This is a genomic window from bacterium (assembly GCA_004299235.1).
Taxonomy (GTDB): Bacteria; Chloroflexota; Dormibacteria; order Dormibacterales; family Dormibacteraceae; genus SCQL01.
The window spans coordinates 49,990-66,446 of sequence record SCQL01000001.1; the positions used below are offsets into that span (position 1 = coordinate 49,990).

At 67.8% G+C, this 16,457-nt stretch carries 14 protein-coding genes and 3 tRNA genes; 11 read left to right on the forward strand and 6 right to left on the reverse strand.

What is annotated here, in order from left to right; translation table 11 throughout:
* From EPN29_00265 to EPN29_00275, 3 genes are read left to right on the forward strand one after another with little or no spacing between them, the layout of a single operon-like run.
* Entirely contained in the window at positions 1–231 is a 231-nt protein-coding gene (locus EPN29_00265; GenBank protein TAN35096.1) for a hypothetical protein, read from the forward strand.
* Complete coding sequence (locus EPN29_00270; GenBank protein ID TAN35097.1) at positions 221–1,096, forward strand: FAD:protein FMN transferase; 876 nt, start codon at positions 221–223, stop codon at positions 1,094–1,096. Before EPN29_00265 ends, EPN29_00270 begins: the two co-directional genes overlap by 11 nt.
* Positions 1,093–1,629: a hypothetical protein gene (locus EPN29_00275; protein ID TAN35098.1), complete on the forward strand. Its 537-nt coding sequence runs from the start codon at positions 1,093–1,095 to the stop codon at positions 1,627–1,629. The genes EPN29_00270 and EPN29_00275 overlap by 4 nt, the downstream gene beginning before the upstream one ends.
* Before the next feature lie 4 nt (positions 1,630–1,633).
* On the opposite strand, the gene EPN29_00280 is transcribed toward EPN29_00275, so the two are convergent.
* From EPN29_00280 to EPN29_00305, 6 genes are all read right to left on the reverse strand, one after another.
* Positions 1,634–3,076 (reverse strand): PrsW family intramembrane metalloprotease, encoded by a 1,443-nt coding sequence (locus EPN29_00280; protein TAN35099.1) that lies wholly within the window; start codon positions 3,074–3,076, stop codon positions 1,634–1,636.
* On the reverse strand, positions 3,027–3,515 hold the full coding sequence (locus EPN29_00285) for a hypothetical protein (GenBank protein TAN35100.1): 489 nt from the start codon (positions 3,513–3,515) through the stop codon (positions 3,027–3,029). The genes EPN29_00280 and EPN29_00285 overlap by 50 nt, the downstream gene beginning before the upstream one ends.
* A 91-nt stretch (positions 3,516–3,606) precedes the next feature.
* Positions 3,607–3,692 (reverse strand) — tRNA-Leu (locus tag EPN29_00290).
* A gap of 78 nt (positions 3,693–3,770) precedes the next feature.
* The gene (locus EPN29_00295) at positions 3,771–6,491 is read right to left on the reverse strand and encodes a hypothetical protein (GenBank protein ID TAN35101.1); all 2,721 of its coding nucleotides are present in this window, start codon (positions 6,489–6,491) and stop codon (positions 3,771–3,773) included.
* Positions 6,492–6,636: 145 nt separating this feature from the next.
* Positions 6,637–6,888, reverse strand: coding sequence for a hypothetical protein (locus EPN29_00300; protein ID TAN35102.1), 252 nt, complete (start codon positions 6,886–6,888; stop codon positions 6,637–6,639).
* 38 nt (positions 6,889–6,926) lie between these two features.
* A complete protein-coding gene (locus tag EPN29_00305) occupies positions 6,927–8,570 on the reverse strand; it encodes a fatty-acid--CoA ligase (protein TAN35147.1) in 1,644 nt (547 codons plus the stop codon).
* 51 nt (positions 8,571–8,621) lie between these two features.
* Between EPN29_00305 and EPN29_00310 the strand changes: the two genes are divergently transcribed.
* The 8 genes from EPN29_00310 (at position 8,622) to EPN29_00345 (ending at position 16,453) form a co-directional block, all read left to right on the forward strand.
* Positions 8,622–9,347 carry a PHP domain-containing protein gene (locus tag EPN29_00310; GenBank protein ID TAN35103.1) on the forward strand — a complete coding sequence of 242 codons (726 nt, stop codon included), beginning with the start codon at positions 8,622–8,624 and terminating at the stop codon, positions 9,345–9,347.
* A gap of 124 nt (positions 9,348–9,471) precedes the next feature.
* Positions 9,472–9,547 (forward strand) — tRNA-Arg (locus EPN29_00315).
* 50 nt (positions 9,548–9,597) lie between these two features.
* A tRNA-Leu gene (locus EPN29_00320) sits at positions 9,598–9,682 on the forward strand.
* Between the two features lie 1,298 nt (positions 9,683–10,980).
* Positions 10,981–11,226: a hypothetical protein gene (locus tag EPN29_00325; GenBank protein ID TAN35104.1), complete on the forward strand. Its 246-nt coding sequence runs from the start codon at positions 10,981–10,983 to the stop codon at positions 11,224–11,226.
* A 505-nt stretch (positions 11,227–11,731) separates the two neighbouring features.
* Positions 11,732–13,147: an FAD-dependent oxidoreductase gene (locus EPN29_00330; GenBank protein ID TAN35105.1), complete on the forward strand. Its 1,416-nt coding sequence runs from the start codon at positions 11,732–11,734 to the stop codon at positions 13,145–13,147.
* Between the two features lie 173 nt (positions 13,148–13,320).
* Positions 13,321–13,821: an Lrp/AsnC family transcriptional regulator gene (locus tag EPN29_00335; protein ID TAN35106.1), complete on the forward strand. Its 501-nt coding sequence runs from the start codon at positions 13,321–13,323 to the stop codon at positions 13,819–13,821.
* Between the two features lie 113 nt (positions 13,822–13,934).
* Positions 13,935–15,185, forward strand: a complete 1,251-nt coding sequence (locus EPN29_00340; GenBank protein ID TAN35148.1) for an ABC transporter ATP-binding protein — start codon at positions 13,935–13,937, stop codon at positions 15,183–15,185.
* Positions 15,182–16,453, forward strand: coding sequence for an extracellular solute-binding protein (locus tag EPN29_00345; protein TAN35107.1), 1,272 nt, complete (start codon positions 15,182–15,184; stop codon positions 16,451–16,453). The genes EPN29_00340 and EPN29_00345 overlap by 4 nt, the downstream gene beginning before the upstream one ends.
* Positions 16,454–16,457: the final 4 nt, after the last annotated feature.

The following is a 16,457-nucleotide window of genomic DNA, read 5'->3' on the forward strand; positions in this document are numbered from 1 at the left end:
GTGCGCGCTCTCGTCCTCAAAGTCGGTGCGACCGTCCTGACGGTCGCGACGACCATGCTCTCGGCGCTGTACGTGAGCGCCCACCTGAAGAATCCGGCGGCGCCGCTGCAGCCGCCGGTCCTCACGGCCGGGCCCGGAGCCGGCGTGAACACGCCGGCCGGCACCCTGACGGTCGGACCTTCGGTGCAGCGGAGCGACGTCCAGCCGGTGACGTCGACGTATGCCTCGTAACCGCGCGGTCGAGGCGCACCACTTCGAGGCGATGGGCACGAGCTGCAGCCTCTTCGCGGTCGGGCTGACGCGCGGCCGGCTGCTGGAGGGGGAGTTCTGGGTCCGGCGCCTGGGCGCCCGCCTCACGCGCTTCTCGCCCGACAGCGAGCTCTCGCGACTCAATGCCGCGGCCGGCCGCTGGACCGGGGTCAGCCCGGAGCTGGAAGCGCTGCTCCGCGAGTCGCTTCGCGCCTATGAGATGAGCGCCGGCCTGGTCAACGTCGGCGTCCTGCCGTCGTTGCTCGCCATCGGCTACACGCGGTCGCTGGATCTCGGGCCGCCCACCGAACCAAGGATGGGAGCGGCGGGTCCAACCACTCAAGCACCGAGCGTCCCAATTGTCACGGCGCCGCCCCTGCCGCCGCTGCCGGAAGTGCTGAGCGTGCGGCCGGGTGAGGCCCTCATCAAAGCCGGGTCAGGGGTCGATCTGGGAGGTGTGGCCAAGGGCTGGATGGCGGACCGTCTGCGCGAGCAGCTGGGGCCGAACGCCCTCGCCAACCTCGGCGGCGACCTCAGCGCGGGCGGGCCCGGACCCCATGGCGATGGCTGGCCGGTCGGGCTTGCCGGAGTGACGGTGATGCTGCGGGACCGGGGCGCCGCCACCAGCAGCGTCCGCCGCCGCCGTTGGGGCGACCTTCATCACCTCATCGACCCGCGCAGCGGCGTGCCGGCACGCACCGGGCTCGAGGAGGTGTCTGTGGTCGCCGATGACGGGTTCGAAGCCGAGGTCGTGGCCAAGACCGCGCTCTTGCTCGGACCCGAGCTGGCGGCCACCTACTGCGCCGCCAACGCCCTCGCGTGGTGGCTGAGGGAGGCGGTGAGATGACCGCCGATCAGTTCTTCTGGGTGCTGGCGCGAGTCGCCGGCCTCGGCTCGTACGCGGCGCTAGCCATCGTGGTGGTCACGGGGATCGCGCTCCGGTCCGCCGTGCTCGACTGGCTGGGCAGCAACCGCGCGCTGCGTTCGCTGCACGAGTACACCACCGCCCTGTGGATCCCGCTGGCGGGGCTGCACCTCGTATCCCTGTTGCTCGACACGACCGCGCGGATCGGCCTCATCGACCTGTTCGTCCCCTTCCATTCGAGCTACGGGACGCTGGCCATCGGGCTGGGCGCCCTGTCGGTGGATGTGCTGCTGGTCGTGACCGTGACCGCGCTCCTCAAACGCCAGATCAACCAGCCGGCCTGGAAATGGCTGCACCGCCTGGCCTATGTCGCGTTCGCGCTGATCTTCTTCCACGCCGTCCTGAGCGGCACCGATTTCAGCGACCCCGCGGTGTCGGCGATCAGCTGGGCGGCCGCCGCGACGCTGGCTGCGCTCGGGCTCGCGCGCGTCTTCTGGGGACGGCTTCCCGCATAGACGCCTAGCCGCGCTGGGCGATGACCCGGCGGCGGAGCGCGTCCTCCGCCTCGAGCGGCGTATCGATCTCCTGCCGCTCGCGGTGCCAGCGCTCCATCGCGAGGTCGAGCTGGGCGGACTGCAGGCGGGCGAGCTTCAGGTAAGCGCGAAAGCCGCCGTGGCTGAGGGCGCGCAGCCGGTGGCGAAGCCGCCGCCAGGGGCTGGCGAGGATCGGGATCTCATCGGGGAGGATCGTCCCGGTACCGTTCGCCGCTTCCTTTTTGAACTGGTCGACCAGGCTCTGCGCCTCGTAGTGGATCCCGAAGAGGAGGAGCGCGATCACGGCGGCGGTGAACGGTCCGGTCATGATCAGCGTCCGCAGGTGGATCTCGACCAGCCCGAACACCGAGTTCTGGATCGGGAAGAACGTGAGCCAGGCGTCCCATGAGAAGTGGGCCGCGACGGCGACCAGGAATCCGCTCACGATCGCGAACACCTTCTGCCGCGGGTTGGGCAGCTGGCGCGCGATGCCGATGCCGGCGCCGATGAATGCGGTGTAGGTCGCGTGGCCGAAGAAGAGGCCCAGCACCTGCCGGCCGTACCACTGGAAGCCCGCGGCGAACCCGCCCAGACCTTCGGGCGAGTAGATGGCGTAGAGGTTCGTCATGTACGTGATGCTCTCCATGAAGTTGAAGCCGAGACCCACCGCGGCGCCGTAGACGATTCCGTCGACGACGTCGTCGAAGTCGTCGCGCATGACGAGGAACAGCAGCAGCACCGCGGCTCCCTTGGCCAGCTCCTCCATGACGCCGGCCGAGAAGGCGGTCGAGGCATCGAGCCCTGGACCTGGCACCAGCGTTCGCGCCGCCGAAGCCTGCCAGAGCGTCTCGCCCCAGATCACAAGGCTCGTGGCGACGATGGCGCCCCACGCGGCGGCGACCAGGACCAGGCGCCACGGCTCCTTCTCGTTGCGGTCCATGCGGCGCACGACGAGCAGACCGAAGCCGGTGGTCGGGATGCACGCGAGCGCGCACGCGGCCGCGACCTCCGGCCCCGCCGATTGGGTGAAGACGAAGACATCGATCAGGAGCAACCAGAGCAGCACGCCGAGACCCAGGAGGACGCCGGCGCGGATGAGATGCTTCCGCCGGCTCGCTCGATCGCGGTTGAAGGCCCGCACACCGAAGTAGGTGCCGAGCGCGATCAACCCGACGGCGAGCAGGCCGTAGAGGGAGGCGCGGCCGGGGATCGTGTCCAGGTAGACGTAATTCAGGACCGAGCTGGCGATCAGCGCGATCACGACGAGCGCGGCGATGCCCGCGGCGATGCCGTACCGGCCGGGGCGCAGCCGGGGGTGGGGGTTGGCCGCCGGAGGCGTCGTCAGGGTGCTACTCATCGATGTGCGGCCGGGCGGGACACTATCGCTCCACCAGGATGAATCGCCGCGCCAGGACCTCGACCGGCACATCGCCGTTGAAGCGCTCGACGACGAAGGTGTAGCGCCCGGGCAGGCTGTGCTTGAACCCCTGAGGCACGCTGACCGGGATGACCGTCTGGTCCACGAGCTTGTCCGGAGTGCTGGGACCGACTCGACCGACGATGTCGCCGAAGGTGTCGTACCACCGCGCGTCGACGGTGATGCCGGGCGGCAGTGAAGACCAGTCGACCACGGCGGCGAAATCCTGCGTCCGGGCGAACCCACTCTGATCCGGCCCGTATGTCAGACGGGTGGCCGGGTCGTATTCATAGACACCCGTGATGCGCGCCCTGGCGCCGCTCGACTGACCTGGTGGTTCGAAGTGCACGAACTCGACCAGGCCGATGGTGAGGATGATGACGCCGGCCGTGGCGAACACGAGGAGGGTGCGGTAGAGCGTGCGCACCTGGTCGTAGGAGGCGGCGTCCACCGCGGCCAGTTTAGCCAGGCCTAGGCTGCCACTCGACTTCCAGTGGCCGCTTGGGGATGCGCGAGCTCAGCTTGAGATCAGAGCTCACGTTTGGTGCGGCGGAGAGGAGTTGAACCTCCACGTCCTTGCGGACACTAGCTCCTGAAACTAGCGCGTCTGCCATTCCGCCACCGCCGCTTTTCGGGGCCGGGCGCGCGTCGGGCGCACCCCAGGCGACGGCAAGTATACCGAGGCTTCTGATCGACCCTGAGCGGCTCAGCTGGTGATGAACAGGGTGTGCCACGCGGCTTCGACCAGCTCCGGGGTGAGCTGGGGCGGCACCCCGCGCGCCGACGACACGTCGACCAATCGCTCGAGCAGGTCGCGTGGGTGGTTGCCGCGCCGGGGGCGGCCGCTGTACAGGGCGGAGATCATCTCGAGCGCGCCCGGGTCGGGCGGGATGGTCAGCCGCTCCCGTTCCCGCTCGAAGATCCGGCACCACATCTCCCAGGAGGGGTCCGGCATCGCCACCTTGTAGGCGAGCCGCCGCAGGTAGGCCTCGTCGAGCAACTCGCCCGGCTTCAAGTTCGTCGACAGCGCGAGCTGTGCCCGGAACGGCACCTCGACCTTGCGCCCGCTGGCAGCGAGGTTCATGTAGTCGGTGTCCTGCTCGAGCGGCACCAGGAGCCGGTCGAGGATCTGCTTCGGCGAGACCCGCTGGCGGCCGAGGTCGTCGATGAGCAGCACGCCGCCGTTGGCTTTGAGCTGCAGCGGGGCGCCATACGTCCGGCTACCCTCCTCCCACGTCGGATCGAACATCTCCAGCTGGAACTCTCCGCCGACCTGGACCAGCGGGCGTGCCACGCGCCGCCAGCGCCGGTCGACCGGCTGGTGCGGCTCCAGGCGGTGCACGGCGCTGTCAAAGATCGTCATGACCTCGCCGCCGCCGATATCGAGCGCCATCGGGATGACGATCGGCGCGCCGAGCAGGCCGGGAATGCGCCGCGCCAGGGTGGTCTTGCCGTTGCCCGGGGCGCCATAGATGAAGATCGAGGAGCGCGAGTTGACGGCGGCTCGCACCGCCTCGGAGACGCCGGGTGCAAGCTCGATGCCGCTGAGCGCCCGGCTGACCTTGACCAGGTCCAGGGTGCTGGGTTTGGCCGCCTCGGCAAGCACGGCCCTGTACTCCTGAAGCGAGACGGGAGCCGGCCCCGTGTAGCGCGTGCTGGCGGCGGCGATCTGGTCGCTGTGCGCGCGGCCCTGCCTGGTCAACGAATAAGCCATGCGCTCGGGCAGCGGCCGGCCCAGCCACGGACCCTGCTCCGGGGCCAGCCCGAGCGCGTCGAGGAAGTTTGAGCCGGTCAGCGATTTGAGCATGGGCTCCACGGCGGCGAACGGCAGCGCCAGCTGCTCGGCGACCTCGAAGCCGGTGATTCGCGCGACCGACGAGGCGAGCCGAAGGATCATGCCCTCGATGAGCGTCCGGTTGATCTCCGGCGGTGGCGGTGGCTCCATCTCCTGGCTGGAGACGGGCGTGGTCGACGGCACGGGCTGCGGTTCGTCGACGTGCTCGAGGATGGCGCCGAACAGCTTCTTGCCGAAGCGCGCCCGGTCGGCGTGGTCGGGCGGTTCGCCCTCGCGGCGGCGGCTGATCCAGTCGGGCACTTCTTTGAACACGACCGTGTTGCCGATCAGCAGCTGCACCGTGTCAGGCTCGTCGGTGGTGACGCGCACGGAGATGCGCACCAGGTAGCCCTGGCTCTTCAGCGCCGCCCAGCTCCGTTCCCAGGCGACGTCATTGCGCCCGGACCAGGTCTGGCGGACGGTGCGGTCGCGCGCGAGGGTGACGTCCTTGCGGTTCTGGTAGCGGCGGCGCACGAGCTCGGTCACGTCCTTATCGAGGTCCTCGGCCACCAGGGCCGCCAGGGGCAGAGCGCGGTCGTCGACGGCCGGCCTGTTCTTGATCTCGAAGATGGTGTTCGCGGTCGGCGCGAGGACGCGGATGACGCTGGCGTGGCGGGGGCAGAAGGGCGTGCGTTCGATGAACTGAATGTGGTGCCGGCACCACCAGCTCTTGCACTCGCGGCCGGTGAGGTCCTTGTAGGCGCACGCCCAGCCGCGGCGCTCCTGGCAGTCGCTGTACGTGCACACGCCGGCCGGCTTCTGGCCGTCCGTCCGAGCCGGCGGGGCCTTGGCCTCGCCGACCTCCGAGATCTCGTTGGAGATCGCCTCCGCCGGCGGCTGCGCAACTCCCGGCTTCGGCATGTAGTGGAAGGCGCCCGAGAATTCTTCGCACGTCTGGAAGCGCTGGGCGCGGTCTTTGGCGGTCGCCTTCCAGATGATCTCCATGATCGGCGAGGGGATGGCCGTGGATGCGCGCGGCCGGTCGAACACCTGCGCGTGCAGCACCGAGGGGAGGGCGCCGGTGAAAGGCGGTTCCCCATGCAGAAGCTCGTAAAGGATCATGCCCAGCGAGTAGATGTCCGACGTCGCGTCTACGGCCTCGCCCTTGACCTGCTCGGGAGCCATGTAGGCGGGCGTGCCGACCATGCTGCCCGTGGCCGTGAGGCTTTCCTTGTCGTCGACCAGCTTGGAGATGCCGAAGTCGAGGATCTTGGTCTTGCCCCGGTTCGAGATGAGTATGTTGTCGGGCTTCAGATCGCGATGCACGATCGAGTAGTCGTGCGCGACGCCGACCGCGGACAGCAGCTGCTGCACCAGGTCGACCGAGACATCGACGCTGAAGCGCCCGTATTCGTCGAGCCACGAGCGCATCGACCGTCCTTCGACCCATTCCATGACGATGAAGAGCACCGGGCCGTCCTCGTCGAAGTCGTAGACGCGGACGATGCCCGGATGGTTCAGTGCGGCGACCGTCGCGGCCTCGCGGTGGAAGCGCTGCCGGAAGTTCAGGTCACTCGAGTACTGCTCGGCGAGGACTTTGATCGCGACCGGGATGTCCAGCCGCGGGTGCGTCGAGCGATAAACGACGCCCATAGCTCCGCGGCCGAGCTCGGCCTCGATTGGATATCGCCCGAGTTGTGTGGTACTCAACCTGCAGACCGTTGGCGGTCAGTATGCCGCACGGTGCGTGGCAAACCGGCCCGCGGCGAGGCCTGGGATCGGCCTTGGCGGCGGCTCGCTACGCGGACCCGCCGAGCGGGAGTTGGAAGGCAGCCCGGAGGTCCGGCCGGCCGGCGATCCCGGAGATCGCGCTGCCGACCGCATGGCGCCGCAAGGCTGCCGCCTCGATGACGTTGAACCGTAGCGAAAACGTCATCGGACATTCGATCCCGGTAACGCAAACCACGCCGTGTCCCTGCGCGCCCCGGCAGCCGCCGGCTCGAAACCGCGCGCCCCGCACGGTGCCGGCGCCCTCGGCCGGCGTAGGCATCCTGGGCGCGACGGGCTCAAGGCCCGCCGGCGCGCCCATCACCGATGGACGGCTGGGGCGGCGCCCTCCTTCAAGGGGACGGCATTGGCGCGCAGGACTTTCTTGTCGAACTTGCCCACGGACGTCTTGGGCACCTCGTCGATGAACCGCACCTCGTCGGGCAGCCACCACTTCGCGACCTTGTCCTTGAGGAAGTCGACCACCTCCTCCTGCGTCACCTGGTCCTTGAATTCTGGCTTCGCCACGGCATATGCCACCGGGCGCTCGTCCCATTTCGCGTGGCCGAGCCCGATCACCGCCGCCTCCAGGATCTTGGGGTGCGCCATGATCGCGTTCTCGAGCTCGACCGAGGAGATCCACTCGCCACCGGACTTGATCACGTCCTTGGTGCGGTCGACGATCTGAATGTATCCCTCGGGCGTGATCCTGGCGACGTCACCCGTCCGGAACCAGCCGTCCTCGGTCAGCTTGTCCGGGTCGTAGCCGTTGTAGTAGCCCCGCGCGATCCACGGACCCCGCACCTGGATCTCACCGAACGCCACCCCGTCCCAGGGCAGCTCCTGGCCCGACGCCGGGTCGGTGATCCGGATCTCGACTCCCGGCACGACCACGCCCTGGGTCAGGCGGATGCTGAGCTCATCCCGCGGCTCGGTTCCGGCGCGCGGCCGGGCGACGCTCCCCAGCGGTGACGTCTCGGTCATGCCCCAGGCATGCAGCATGCGCAGCCCGAGCGCGTCCATCGATTCCATGAGCGCGCGCGGGATCGCCGAGCCGCCGCAGATGACGGTATGGACCTTGGGCAGGCGCTTGCCCGTCTCCTTCAGATAGGCGGCGGTGTTGATCCAGATCGTCGGCACGCCGGCGAGGATGGTCGCGCCCTCCTGCTCGGCGAGCTCGACGATCGACTTCGCGTCGCCCATGAATCGGTCGGGGAACAGGACTTTGCTGCCCGCCATGCCGCATGCGTAAGGGAGGCCCCAGCTGTTGGCGTGGAACATGGGGACGATGGGGAGGACCACGTCCTTTTCAGTGAGGGCCAGGTTGTCGGCCTGGAGCACGCCCATGGTGTGGATGAACTGGGAGCGGTGTGAATAGACGGTGCCCTTCGGATTGCCGGTGGTGCCGGACGTGTAGCACATGGCCGCCGCCATGCGCTCCGAGAGCTTGGGCCAGGGATAGTCGTCGCTCTCGGCGTTGAGCAGGGTGTCGTAATCGAGCATCTCGCCCAGGCCGTGGTCGCTCGCAAGAGGGCTGCCATCGCTCATGAGCACGATCTGCTTGATGCTCGGGATCTTCCCCGCCAGCGGCTTGAGGATGGGGATCAGGGGTTGATCGATGAATAAGACCTTGTCCTCCGCGTCATTGATGACGAATTCGAGGTGCTGCGGGAAGAGCCGGAGGTTGAGCGTGTGCAGGACGGCGCCCATGCACGGGACGGCGTAATACAGCTCGAGGTGCCGGTAGTTGTTGAAGGCCAGTGTCGCCACCCGATCGCCAGGCTTGATGCCGAGCCGCTTGAGCGCTCCGGCGAGACGGTTGATGCGCCGCACCATCTCCCCGTTGGTGGTCCGGTGCACCCCCTCCGCGCGCTTGGTCACGATCTCTTTCTTCTGGTGCAGACGCTCCACGCGCCATAGCACGTGCTGAAGAGAGAGCTCGTAGTCCTGCATCAAGCCTTCCACGGCCGACACCTCCAGCTTCTTAATCGAGTAGAGAACGGACCAGAAAGTTCGATGGTAAGCCTGCCGGGGGTAGCATGCACACCTATGGTTTCCTGGGGTCGCGCCGACCTCCACATGCACACCACCGCCAGCGACGGCTGGCCGACGCCCGAAGAGCTCGTCGATCATGCGGCGCGGCGTGCGGCGCTGGACGTGATCGCGGTCACCGACCACGACACGATCGAGGGCGCGCTGCGGGCTCGTGAGCATGCGGCGGCACGGGCCAGGCTCCACGTCATCATCGGCGAGGAGGTCTCGAGCCGCGACGGGCACATCGTTGCGCTCTTCCTCGAACGCCGCATCCGTCCGGGCATGTCGGCGGCTGCGACCGTCCACGCGATCCACGATCAGGGCGGACTGGCGATCGCCGCCCATCCTTTCTGGCGCACGCAGCGGCAGGTCCGCGGCGGTCCGGTCCACGGCGTCGGATGGCTGGCCGCCGAGCTCGATTTCGATGCGATCGAGGTCGAGAACGCTACGCCCGGCTTCTACGTGTTCAACCAGTTGGCGCACCGGTTGAGTCTCGGACTCGGGGCCGCGGAGCTCGGGTGCTCGGACGCCCACATAGTGGACGCCGTCGGCAGGGCCTTCACCGAGTTTCCCGGCAAGACCCCGGCTGCCCTGCGCGAGGCGATCGAGGCGGGGACCACGGTGCCGCGGCGTCGCCGCTACCGCGCGGTCGGCTTGATGCGCTACGCCGCCTGGGGACTGAACCACCAGCGCTATGCCGTGGGCTAGCTCGGACTGAGGTCCCCCCCGGGTCACTCCGGGGGATCGCCGGCAGGCGCTGGATCCTTTCGCCCTGGTGACGGCCGCGCTGGCCCGGCCCGTGGCGCCCTCCGAATGAATACGATGACGTTGCGCCCGCTTAGCTCAATGGATAGAGCGCCTGACTTCGGATCAGGAGGTTGCGAGTTCGAGTCTTGCAGCGGGTACCATCGCCGGCACTGCTTCGCCCTTCCTTCGGTAGAATCAACCGGCTGCAGCCGGGCGGCTGGCGGAACTGGTAGACGCGCACGTTTGAGGGGCGTGTGAGGCAACTCATCCGGGTTCGAGTCCCGGGTCGCCCACCATCTGTTCGATGTTCGGTACGAACGGTCCATGCCATGGCCAAGCTGGCTCCGGTCGCCGATTCTCGCGCCCGCCAGGTCGAGCGTGGGAATCGGCACGTTGTCATCTCTCGAAGCGCAGGCCGAGTCTGTGGTGGTAAATGGCGCGGGAGGCTACGAGCCGCTGATCGAAACTCGAGGCGTGCTCCCGGCGAGGAGGCTATGGATGCATGCGTGCCCACCAAGAGCCGCTGGAGGCCGAGACGGTCAGTCAACCGCGTCGGGAAGGCGGACGATGGCGCCCTGGAGGAGGCGGCGACGATGGCGATAGGCGCGACCGGGTCGGCGAAAACCTGGCCCTAATCGGCGTCCTCGGATTTGCGATTGTCAGTGATTCCCTACGACGTCTGACGATTCAATCCCTACGTTCGAAACCAATTGCAGCATTCCCCGGACGGGCTGTGACCGAGTCAAGCCAGCGTCCATTCGGACAGCATTTCTCGACGCCGGGGAATACCTGTCCGGCATGTCAGCAGCTCTGCCTCGAATTGGCGGTTGAGGCCGGGCAGGAATGCATCTAGCCTCACACCCCGGCCGGTGAAGCCTGCACACAGCTAATTAGCTGTGTATATGCATAACAGCGCTGCTAAGCAGCATCTGCACCCGTATACTCCCGCTAATTTTTTTGCAGTCCGTGGTGCCGTTGGGAGGGGACCTTGACAGAAGCGATCGAGGGTAGAGCACCGCAGTTTTCGGGTGACGGGCAATGGTGGTGGACCGGAACACAGTGGGTCTCGGCGAGCCAGGCTCCTTTACCCCCTCCGCCGCCTTCGGCTTCAGCCGCCGTGCCCCCCGCGCCCGATCCGATGAGTGCTTCAGTGCCACTGCCGGTCCAACCGGCTCAGGCAGCGGCCAGTCCTTCGAAATCATATTGGCCGCGTTGGCTTGTCGTTGTCGGGTTTATTTTTCTCCTACCAATTACCGGGCTGGTTTGGATTTGGCGTCGCGCATGGGCGCCCAGAATCAAATGGGCAACCGTAATTGGCTGGGTTGTTCTCTGGTGCATCGTCTTTGCCATTAGCGGCTCAACACACCCAAGCACCCAGGAGACGGCGAACACGAGCGCCCAGCCCGGGGAGACACCGGCCGTTCAAGAAGCGGCCACGCCATCGCCGACGCCGACTGGTGACGATCAACACCAGCTAGTACTCACCTATGCGGCCGCTGCCCGCAACACCGGACCACTTGTCGAGGCATATAACAACATTGGGACCCAGTGTGGCTCCGCCGACCCCGTCGCCTGTAGAAGCGCCCTCGAGAATGTGATTGTCGCGATCAACAACTACGAATCCGTGCTCGACAAAGCGCAGGTCCCTGCATGCCTGCAGCAGGCAGACCGCGACCTTCGCGTGGGGCTTGAGCTTGAGAAGCAGGGAGCGCAACAAGGGATTAACGGAATCGACGCTTCGGACCCTAGCGGGATCAGCGCTGGCGCCGCGCTGATTGGTCAGGGGTCCGATAGCATCGTCAAGGCGTCCAATGAAATCAGTAACTCAAACTGCCTCTAAGAGCACAGTCGGCGGCTTAAGCGGTTCGGGCTAGCAGCTCCCTGAGCTAAGTAGGGCTGTTGCCAAGAAGAACCGTAGTCGTGCTCACACTTTGGCGAGTGAAGAGGCGTATGGAGGCGACTGTTTCGGCCGCCGACGTCCCCGACATCGGTGTCTCCAAGGACGAGATAGCCGCGTACGGCGCGTTCTGCGCGAAGTCACAACCCCGGCCGGACGGGGTTGTCGAGCCTGAGTGCGAGCTGGCGAGTACGAGGCCGCCGAGGACCACCGGGTCCTCGAGCTGACTGCGACTGCCGGTGCATTTGTGAGCGTGAGTGCCAGCGGTCACCGGCTATCGATATTGCCGCGGCGCGGGATAGCTGTCCAATCGCCAGAAGTCTTATTTCACGCGTCGACGCTGAGGCGCTCCTGATCCGCCAGCCTGATCGAATTGCCCTGGACCGTGAGGTCGTCGTCGTGCGCGTTGCGGAAACTATGGCCCACTAACTGATCCGAGCGCGGGCCGATGGCGCTGGCTCAAACTTCGCGCGTGAGCGACTCGCCGCGCCGCTACCAGGACGTCAGCTACTGGTTGTCCTCGGCGGGCCCACTCGCACCGCGCCCGCCGCTCGACGGTTCGATCCGGGCCGACGTCGCCATCCTCGGCGCGGGCTTCACGGGCCTGTGGACGGCGATCGAGCTCCTCCGCCGCGAGCCGGGGCTCAAGGTCGTGATCCTCGAACGCGAGATCGCGGGCTTCGGCGCCTCCGGCCGCAACGGCGGCTGGTGCACGGCCGACCTCAACGCCAGCCTGACGCTGCTCACAAGACGCTTCGGCGCCGCTGGGGCGCGAGCCGTGCAGCAGGCGATGTACGGCGCCGTCGACGAGGTTGGTAGGGCGGCGGCGGAGGAGGGCATCGACGCCGATTTCGACAAGGCGGGAGTGCTGATGCTGGCCCGCGGTCGCCACCAGGTCCCGGCCGTGGAGGCGGCGTACCGCGAATACGCCGAGGCGGGGTTCGGCGATCGCTACCAGCTCCTTGACCAAGCAGCCTGCGCGGAGCGCGTCGCCGTCGACCGCGCCGAGGCCGGCCTTTACTCCGCCGACGGCGCCGTGGTCCACCCGGGCAAGCTCGTGCGCGGGCTCGCCGAGGCGGTCGAGCGCAGAGGCGGCATCATCCATGAGAAGACGGCTGTCACCCGCTACACGACCGGCGCCCGGCCGAGCTTGGTCACCGACCGGGGCACCGTCAGCGCCGACGTGGTCGTGCTCGCGGGAGAGGCCTACCTGACCGAGCTCCCGCCGCTGCACCGGCGTCTCCTCCCGATCTACTCGCTGATCGTCATGACCGAACCGGTCAGCGACTCCCAGCTGGCGGAAATCGGGTGGCGGCGCCGGCTCTGCCTGGCCTCCATGCGCCTGACCATCGACTACCTGTCGCGGACCCAAGACGGGCGGATCCTTTTCGGCGGTCGCGGCGCGCCCTATAACTTCGGCTCGGCGATCAAACCGCAGACCGAGCGGCACGCGCCCACCCACGCGATGCTGCGCTCGATGTTCGCGGACTGGTTCCCGAGCCTGGCCTCGGTGCCCTTCAGCCACGCCTGGGGCGGCGTCCTCGGCATGCCGCGGGACTGGATCCCAAGCTTCAGCTACGACCGCGGGCAGGGCGTCGCCATCGCCGGCGGGTACACGGGGCATGGCGTGGCCACCTCGAACCTGGCTGGGCGCGTGCTCGCCGACCTCATCACGGGGCGCCGTACCGAGCTGACCGAGCTGCCGCTGGTCGGCCATCGCTCGCCGACCTGGGAGCCCGAACCGATCCGCTGGCTCGGGGCTCGCATCGTCCAGACCGGGCTCGCCCGGGTCGACGGCCGGGCGGAGCGCAGCGACCGGCCGCCGACCGGCCGCTCCCTCGCCGAGCGTCTGAGCAGACACTGAGTCTTTCGACGGCGAATCGTCGTTTTAGGCCGTGGTCACGGCGGTAAACGCAGCCTAACAGGCCCCTATCAGCGAAATTCGTTGACAAGCGTGCCTTTGCCCACTAGCATCGGCTGGCGCTCCAGCGGCGCGACGGAGTCTCGGCGGGGCAAGGGGATTGAGGAGAGCTCGGTATGGGGAGACGGGCGGTCAGGACCGCGGACCCGACGATGGTGGGCCATGCGGCGTCGTCGATTGACGCCGCCGACAAGATCATCATCGAGCAGCTCCAGGAGGACGGTCGCCGGCCATACACCGCGATCGCGGCCGCGGTCGGACTGTCGGAGGCGGCGGTGCGGCAGAGGGTCCGCAACCTGATCGACGCCGGCGTCATGCAGATCGTGGCCGTGACCGACCCTCTTCGCCTGGGCTTTCGCCTCATGGCCATGGTCGGGATCAGGATCGAAGGCGACCTGATGGCCGCGGCCGGCGCGCTGGCTGCGGTGCCGGAAGTCGATTACGTCGTCCTCACCGTGGGCACGTTCGACCTTTTGGTCGAGCTCGTTTGCGAGGACCACGACCACCTGCTTCGGCTCCTCACCCAAAAGATCCGTGTGGTTCCCGGCGTCGCTCGCACCGAGACGTTCACCTACCTCCGGGTACTGAAGGAGACCTACACCTATGGCACCCGTTGAGCATCTCCGCCGCTCATCGCCGGCCGCGGCGAGTTCGGCGAGTTGACCTCGGTCCTGGACCAAGTGCGCGGCGAGTCAGAGGTGAAGATGGGCCTGTGAGGCGCCGGCTGGCGCTGGCGGACCTCGTTCCCGAGCCGCCTTCCGCTGGGGAGGCGAACGGCGCCTCGACGGGCGAGGCGGCAGCTCTTGGAGCTCGCCGGGTAGACGCGCGGGAGGCGCCCGGCGACCCGGTCGTGGTCCTCGAACGGGTCGTCAAGCGCTTCGGCGCCGCGACCGCGGTCGACCACCTGGACCTCGAGATCCGGCGAGGCGAGTTCTTCAGCCTGCTCGGGCCCTCCGGCTGCGGCAAGACCACCACCCTGCGCCTGATCGGCGGGTTCGAAGCTCCCAACGAGGGCGTGGTCAGGCTCGACGGCCAGGACGTCACCGGGCTGCCCGCCTACCGGCGTGACGTCAACACGGTCTTCCAGTCCTATGGTCTGTTCCCGCACCTCAACGTCTTCGACAACGTGGCGTTCGGACTCCGGCGGCGTCACGTCGCCAAGAACGAGGTCGACCGCCGGGTCGTCGAGGCGCTCGACCTTGTCGGCCTCGGCGCGTATCGCCGGCGCCGGCCGGCCCAGATGTCAGGCGGCCAGCAGCAGCGGGTGGCGCTGGCTCGGGCCCTGGTCAACCGGCCGCAGGTGCTCCTCCTCGACGAGCCCCTGGGGGCCCTCGACCTCCGGCTCCGCCGCCAGATGCAGCTGGAGCTGAAGAGGATCCAGAAAGAGGTCGGCATCACCTTCGTCTTCGTCACCCACGACCAGGAGGAAGCGATGACGATCTCCGACCGGATCGCGGTCATGAGCCAGGGCCGGATCGAACAGCTCGGCCCGCCGGAGGAGGTCTACGAGCGTCCGGCGACGGTTTTCGTGGCGGAGTTCCTGGGCGTCTCCAACCTGCTCGAGGGGACCTACTTGCGCGGCCATGAAGGTTGGGGCCTGGTCGAGCTGACCGGAGGCGTGATGGTGCGAGTCCCCGCCGATCCGGCCCGCGAGCCGGGGGAGAGGCTGCACCTGGGGGTGCGTCCGGAGAAGATCGAGATCCATCCCGCCGGCGCCGCCCTCGCCGAGCCCTTGAACACGCTGGCCGGCACCCTGCGGAGCGCGGTCTTCGTCGGCGTCAGCTACCAGTACTTCTTCGAGGCCTCGGGGGGTCAGGCCCTGTCGGCCTTCGACCGCAACTCGGGCGGCGGGGCGGTCGCCCGGCCCGGGGAGGCCGTACGGCTGGCCTGGCGGCCGGAGCACACATTCGTCATCCCGGCGGACCGCGACGAGCGGTCTCAACCGAGCCACGAACACCACATTCAAGGAGAGGAATCATGACCCGCGAGCGCGATCTTCCCCGGTACGTCGAGCCGTCGTTTCTCCGCGGGCTCACCGCGAGCCGCATCACGCGGCGAGACGCCCTCAAGGGGGCGGGCGCCCTCGGCCTGGGGACCTTCCTGGCCGCCTGCGGCGTCGGCGGCAGCACCGCGCCCTCCCGCGTCAACTGGGTGTGGGACAAGGCAACCAAGACCGGTCAGCTCGACTTCGCGAACTGGCCGCTCTACATCGACAGCACCCAGGACGCCAGCGGCGCGACGACCCACCCGTCGCTCGACCAGTTCACCAAGGACACCGGGATCAAGGTCAACTACTCGGAGCCGATCCAGGACGACCCCACCTTCTTCGCCAAGATCGCGCCCGAGCTGAAGCTGGGCCAGGCGACCGGCTACGACCTGATGGTCATCACCAACGGCATCCAGATGACCAACCTGCAGCTGAAGCACTGGCTGGTGGAGCTCGACCCCGCCAAGCTCCCCAACTTCTTCCAGAACGCCGCGCCTCGGTTGAAGGATCGCTCCTACGACCCCGGCAACCGGTTCACCATCCCCTGGCAGTCCGGGTTCACGGGCATCGCCTACAACCCGAGCCTGACCGGTCGCGAGATCACCAGCTTCGAAGACCTCTTCGACCCCAAGTTCGCGGGCAAGGTCGGCATGATGGACGGCAACCAGGACACCGGCAACCTGACTCTGATCGGGATGGGCATCAACCCGCAGAAGTCGACCCCCAAGGACTGGCAGAAAGCGGCCGACAAGCTCAAGAAGCAGCGCGACGACGGCATCGTGCGCAAGTACTACGACCAGACCTACATCAAGGCGCTCAGCGCGGGAGACACCTGGATCAGCATGGCGTGGTCGGGAGACATCTTCCAGGCCAACCTGTCCGCGGGCAACGACGACCTCAAGTTCGTCATCCCGGTGGAGGGCGGGGTCATCTGGACGGACAACATGTGCATCCCGGTCGGAGCCGCCCACCCGCTCGACGCCATCACCTACATGAACTACGTCTACCAGCCCGCGATCGCCGCGATGCTGGCCGAGAGCATCGACTACGTGACGCCGGTCCCTTCAGCCAAGGACGCGATCGACAAGGACGTCGCGCAGACCACCGATCCCGCCGCCAAGCAGTCGCTCCAGGCGACGGCCGGCAGCCCGCTCGTCTTCCCGTCCCAGAGCGAGTACGCGCACAGCTACTACTACCGGGAGCTCACGCCGAGCGAGGCGGGTCAGTGGAACGACATCTTCGGCGCCGTCATCCTCACCTAGCGCC

Excerpts from the sequence above, each read along its gene's own strand:
- EPN29_00270 (TAN35097.1), top strand. The coding sequence starts at position 221 with ATGCCTCGTAACCGCGCGGTCGAGGCGCACCACTTCGAGGCGATGGGC.
- EPN29_00275 (TAN35098.1), top strand. The coding sequence starts at position 1,093 with ATGACCGCCGATCAGTTCTTCTGGGTGCTGGCGCGAGTCGCCGGCCTC.
- EPN29_00280 (TAN35099.1), bottom strand. The coding sequence starts at position 3,076 with ATGTGCCGGTCGAGGTCCTGGCGCGGCGATTCATCCTGGTGGAGCGAT.
- EPN29_00295 (TAN35101.1), bottom strand. The coding sequence starts at position 6,491 with ATGGGCGTCGTTTATCGCTCGACGCACCCGCGGCTGGACATCCCGGTC.
- EPN29_00300 (TAN35102.1), bottom strand. The coding sequence starts at position 6,888 with ATGCCTACGCCGGCCGAGGGCGCCGGCACCGTGCGGGGCGCGCGGTTT.
- EPN29_00310 (TAN35103.1), top strand. The coding sequence starts at position 8,622 with ATGGTAAGCCTGCCGGGGGTAGCATGCACACCTATGGTTTCCTGGGGT.
- EPN29_00330 (TAN35105.1), top strand. The coding sequence starts at position 11,732 with ATGGCGCTGGCTCAAACTTCGCGCGTGAGCGACTCGCCGCGCCGCTAC.
- EPN29_00335 (TAN35106.1), top strand. The coding sequence starts at position 13,321 with ATGGGGAGACGGGCGGTCAGGACCGCGGACCCGACGATGGTGGGCCAT.
- EPN29_00345 (TAN35107.1), top strand. The coding sequence starts at position 15,182 with ATGACCCGCGAGCGCGATCTTCCCCGGTACGTCGAGCCGTCGTTTCTC.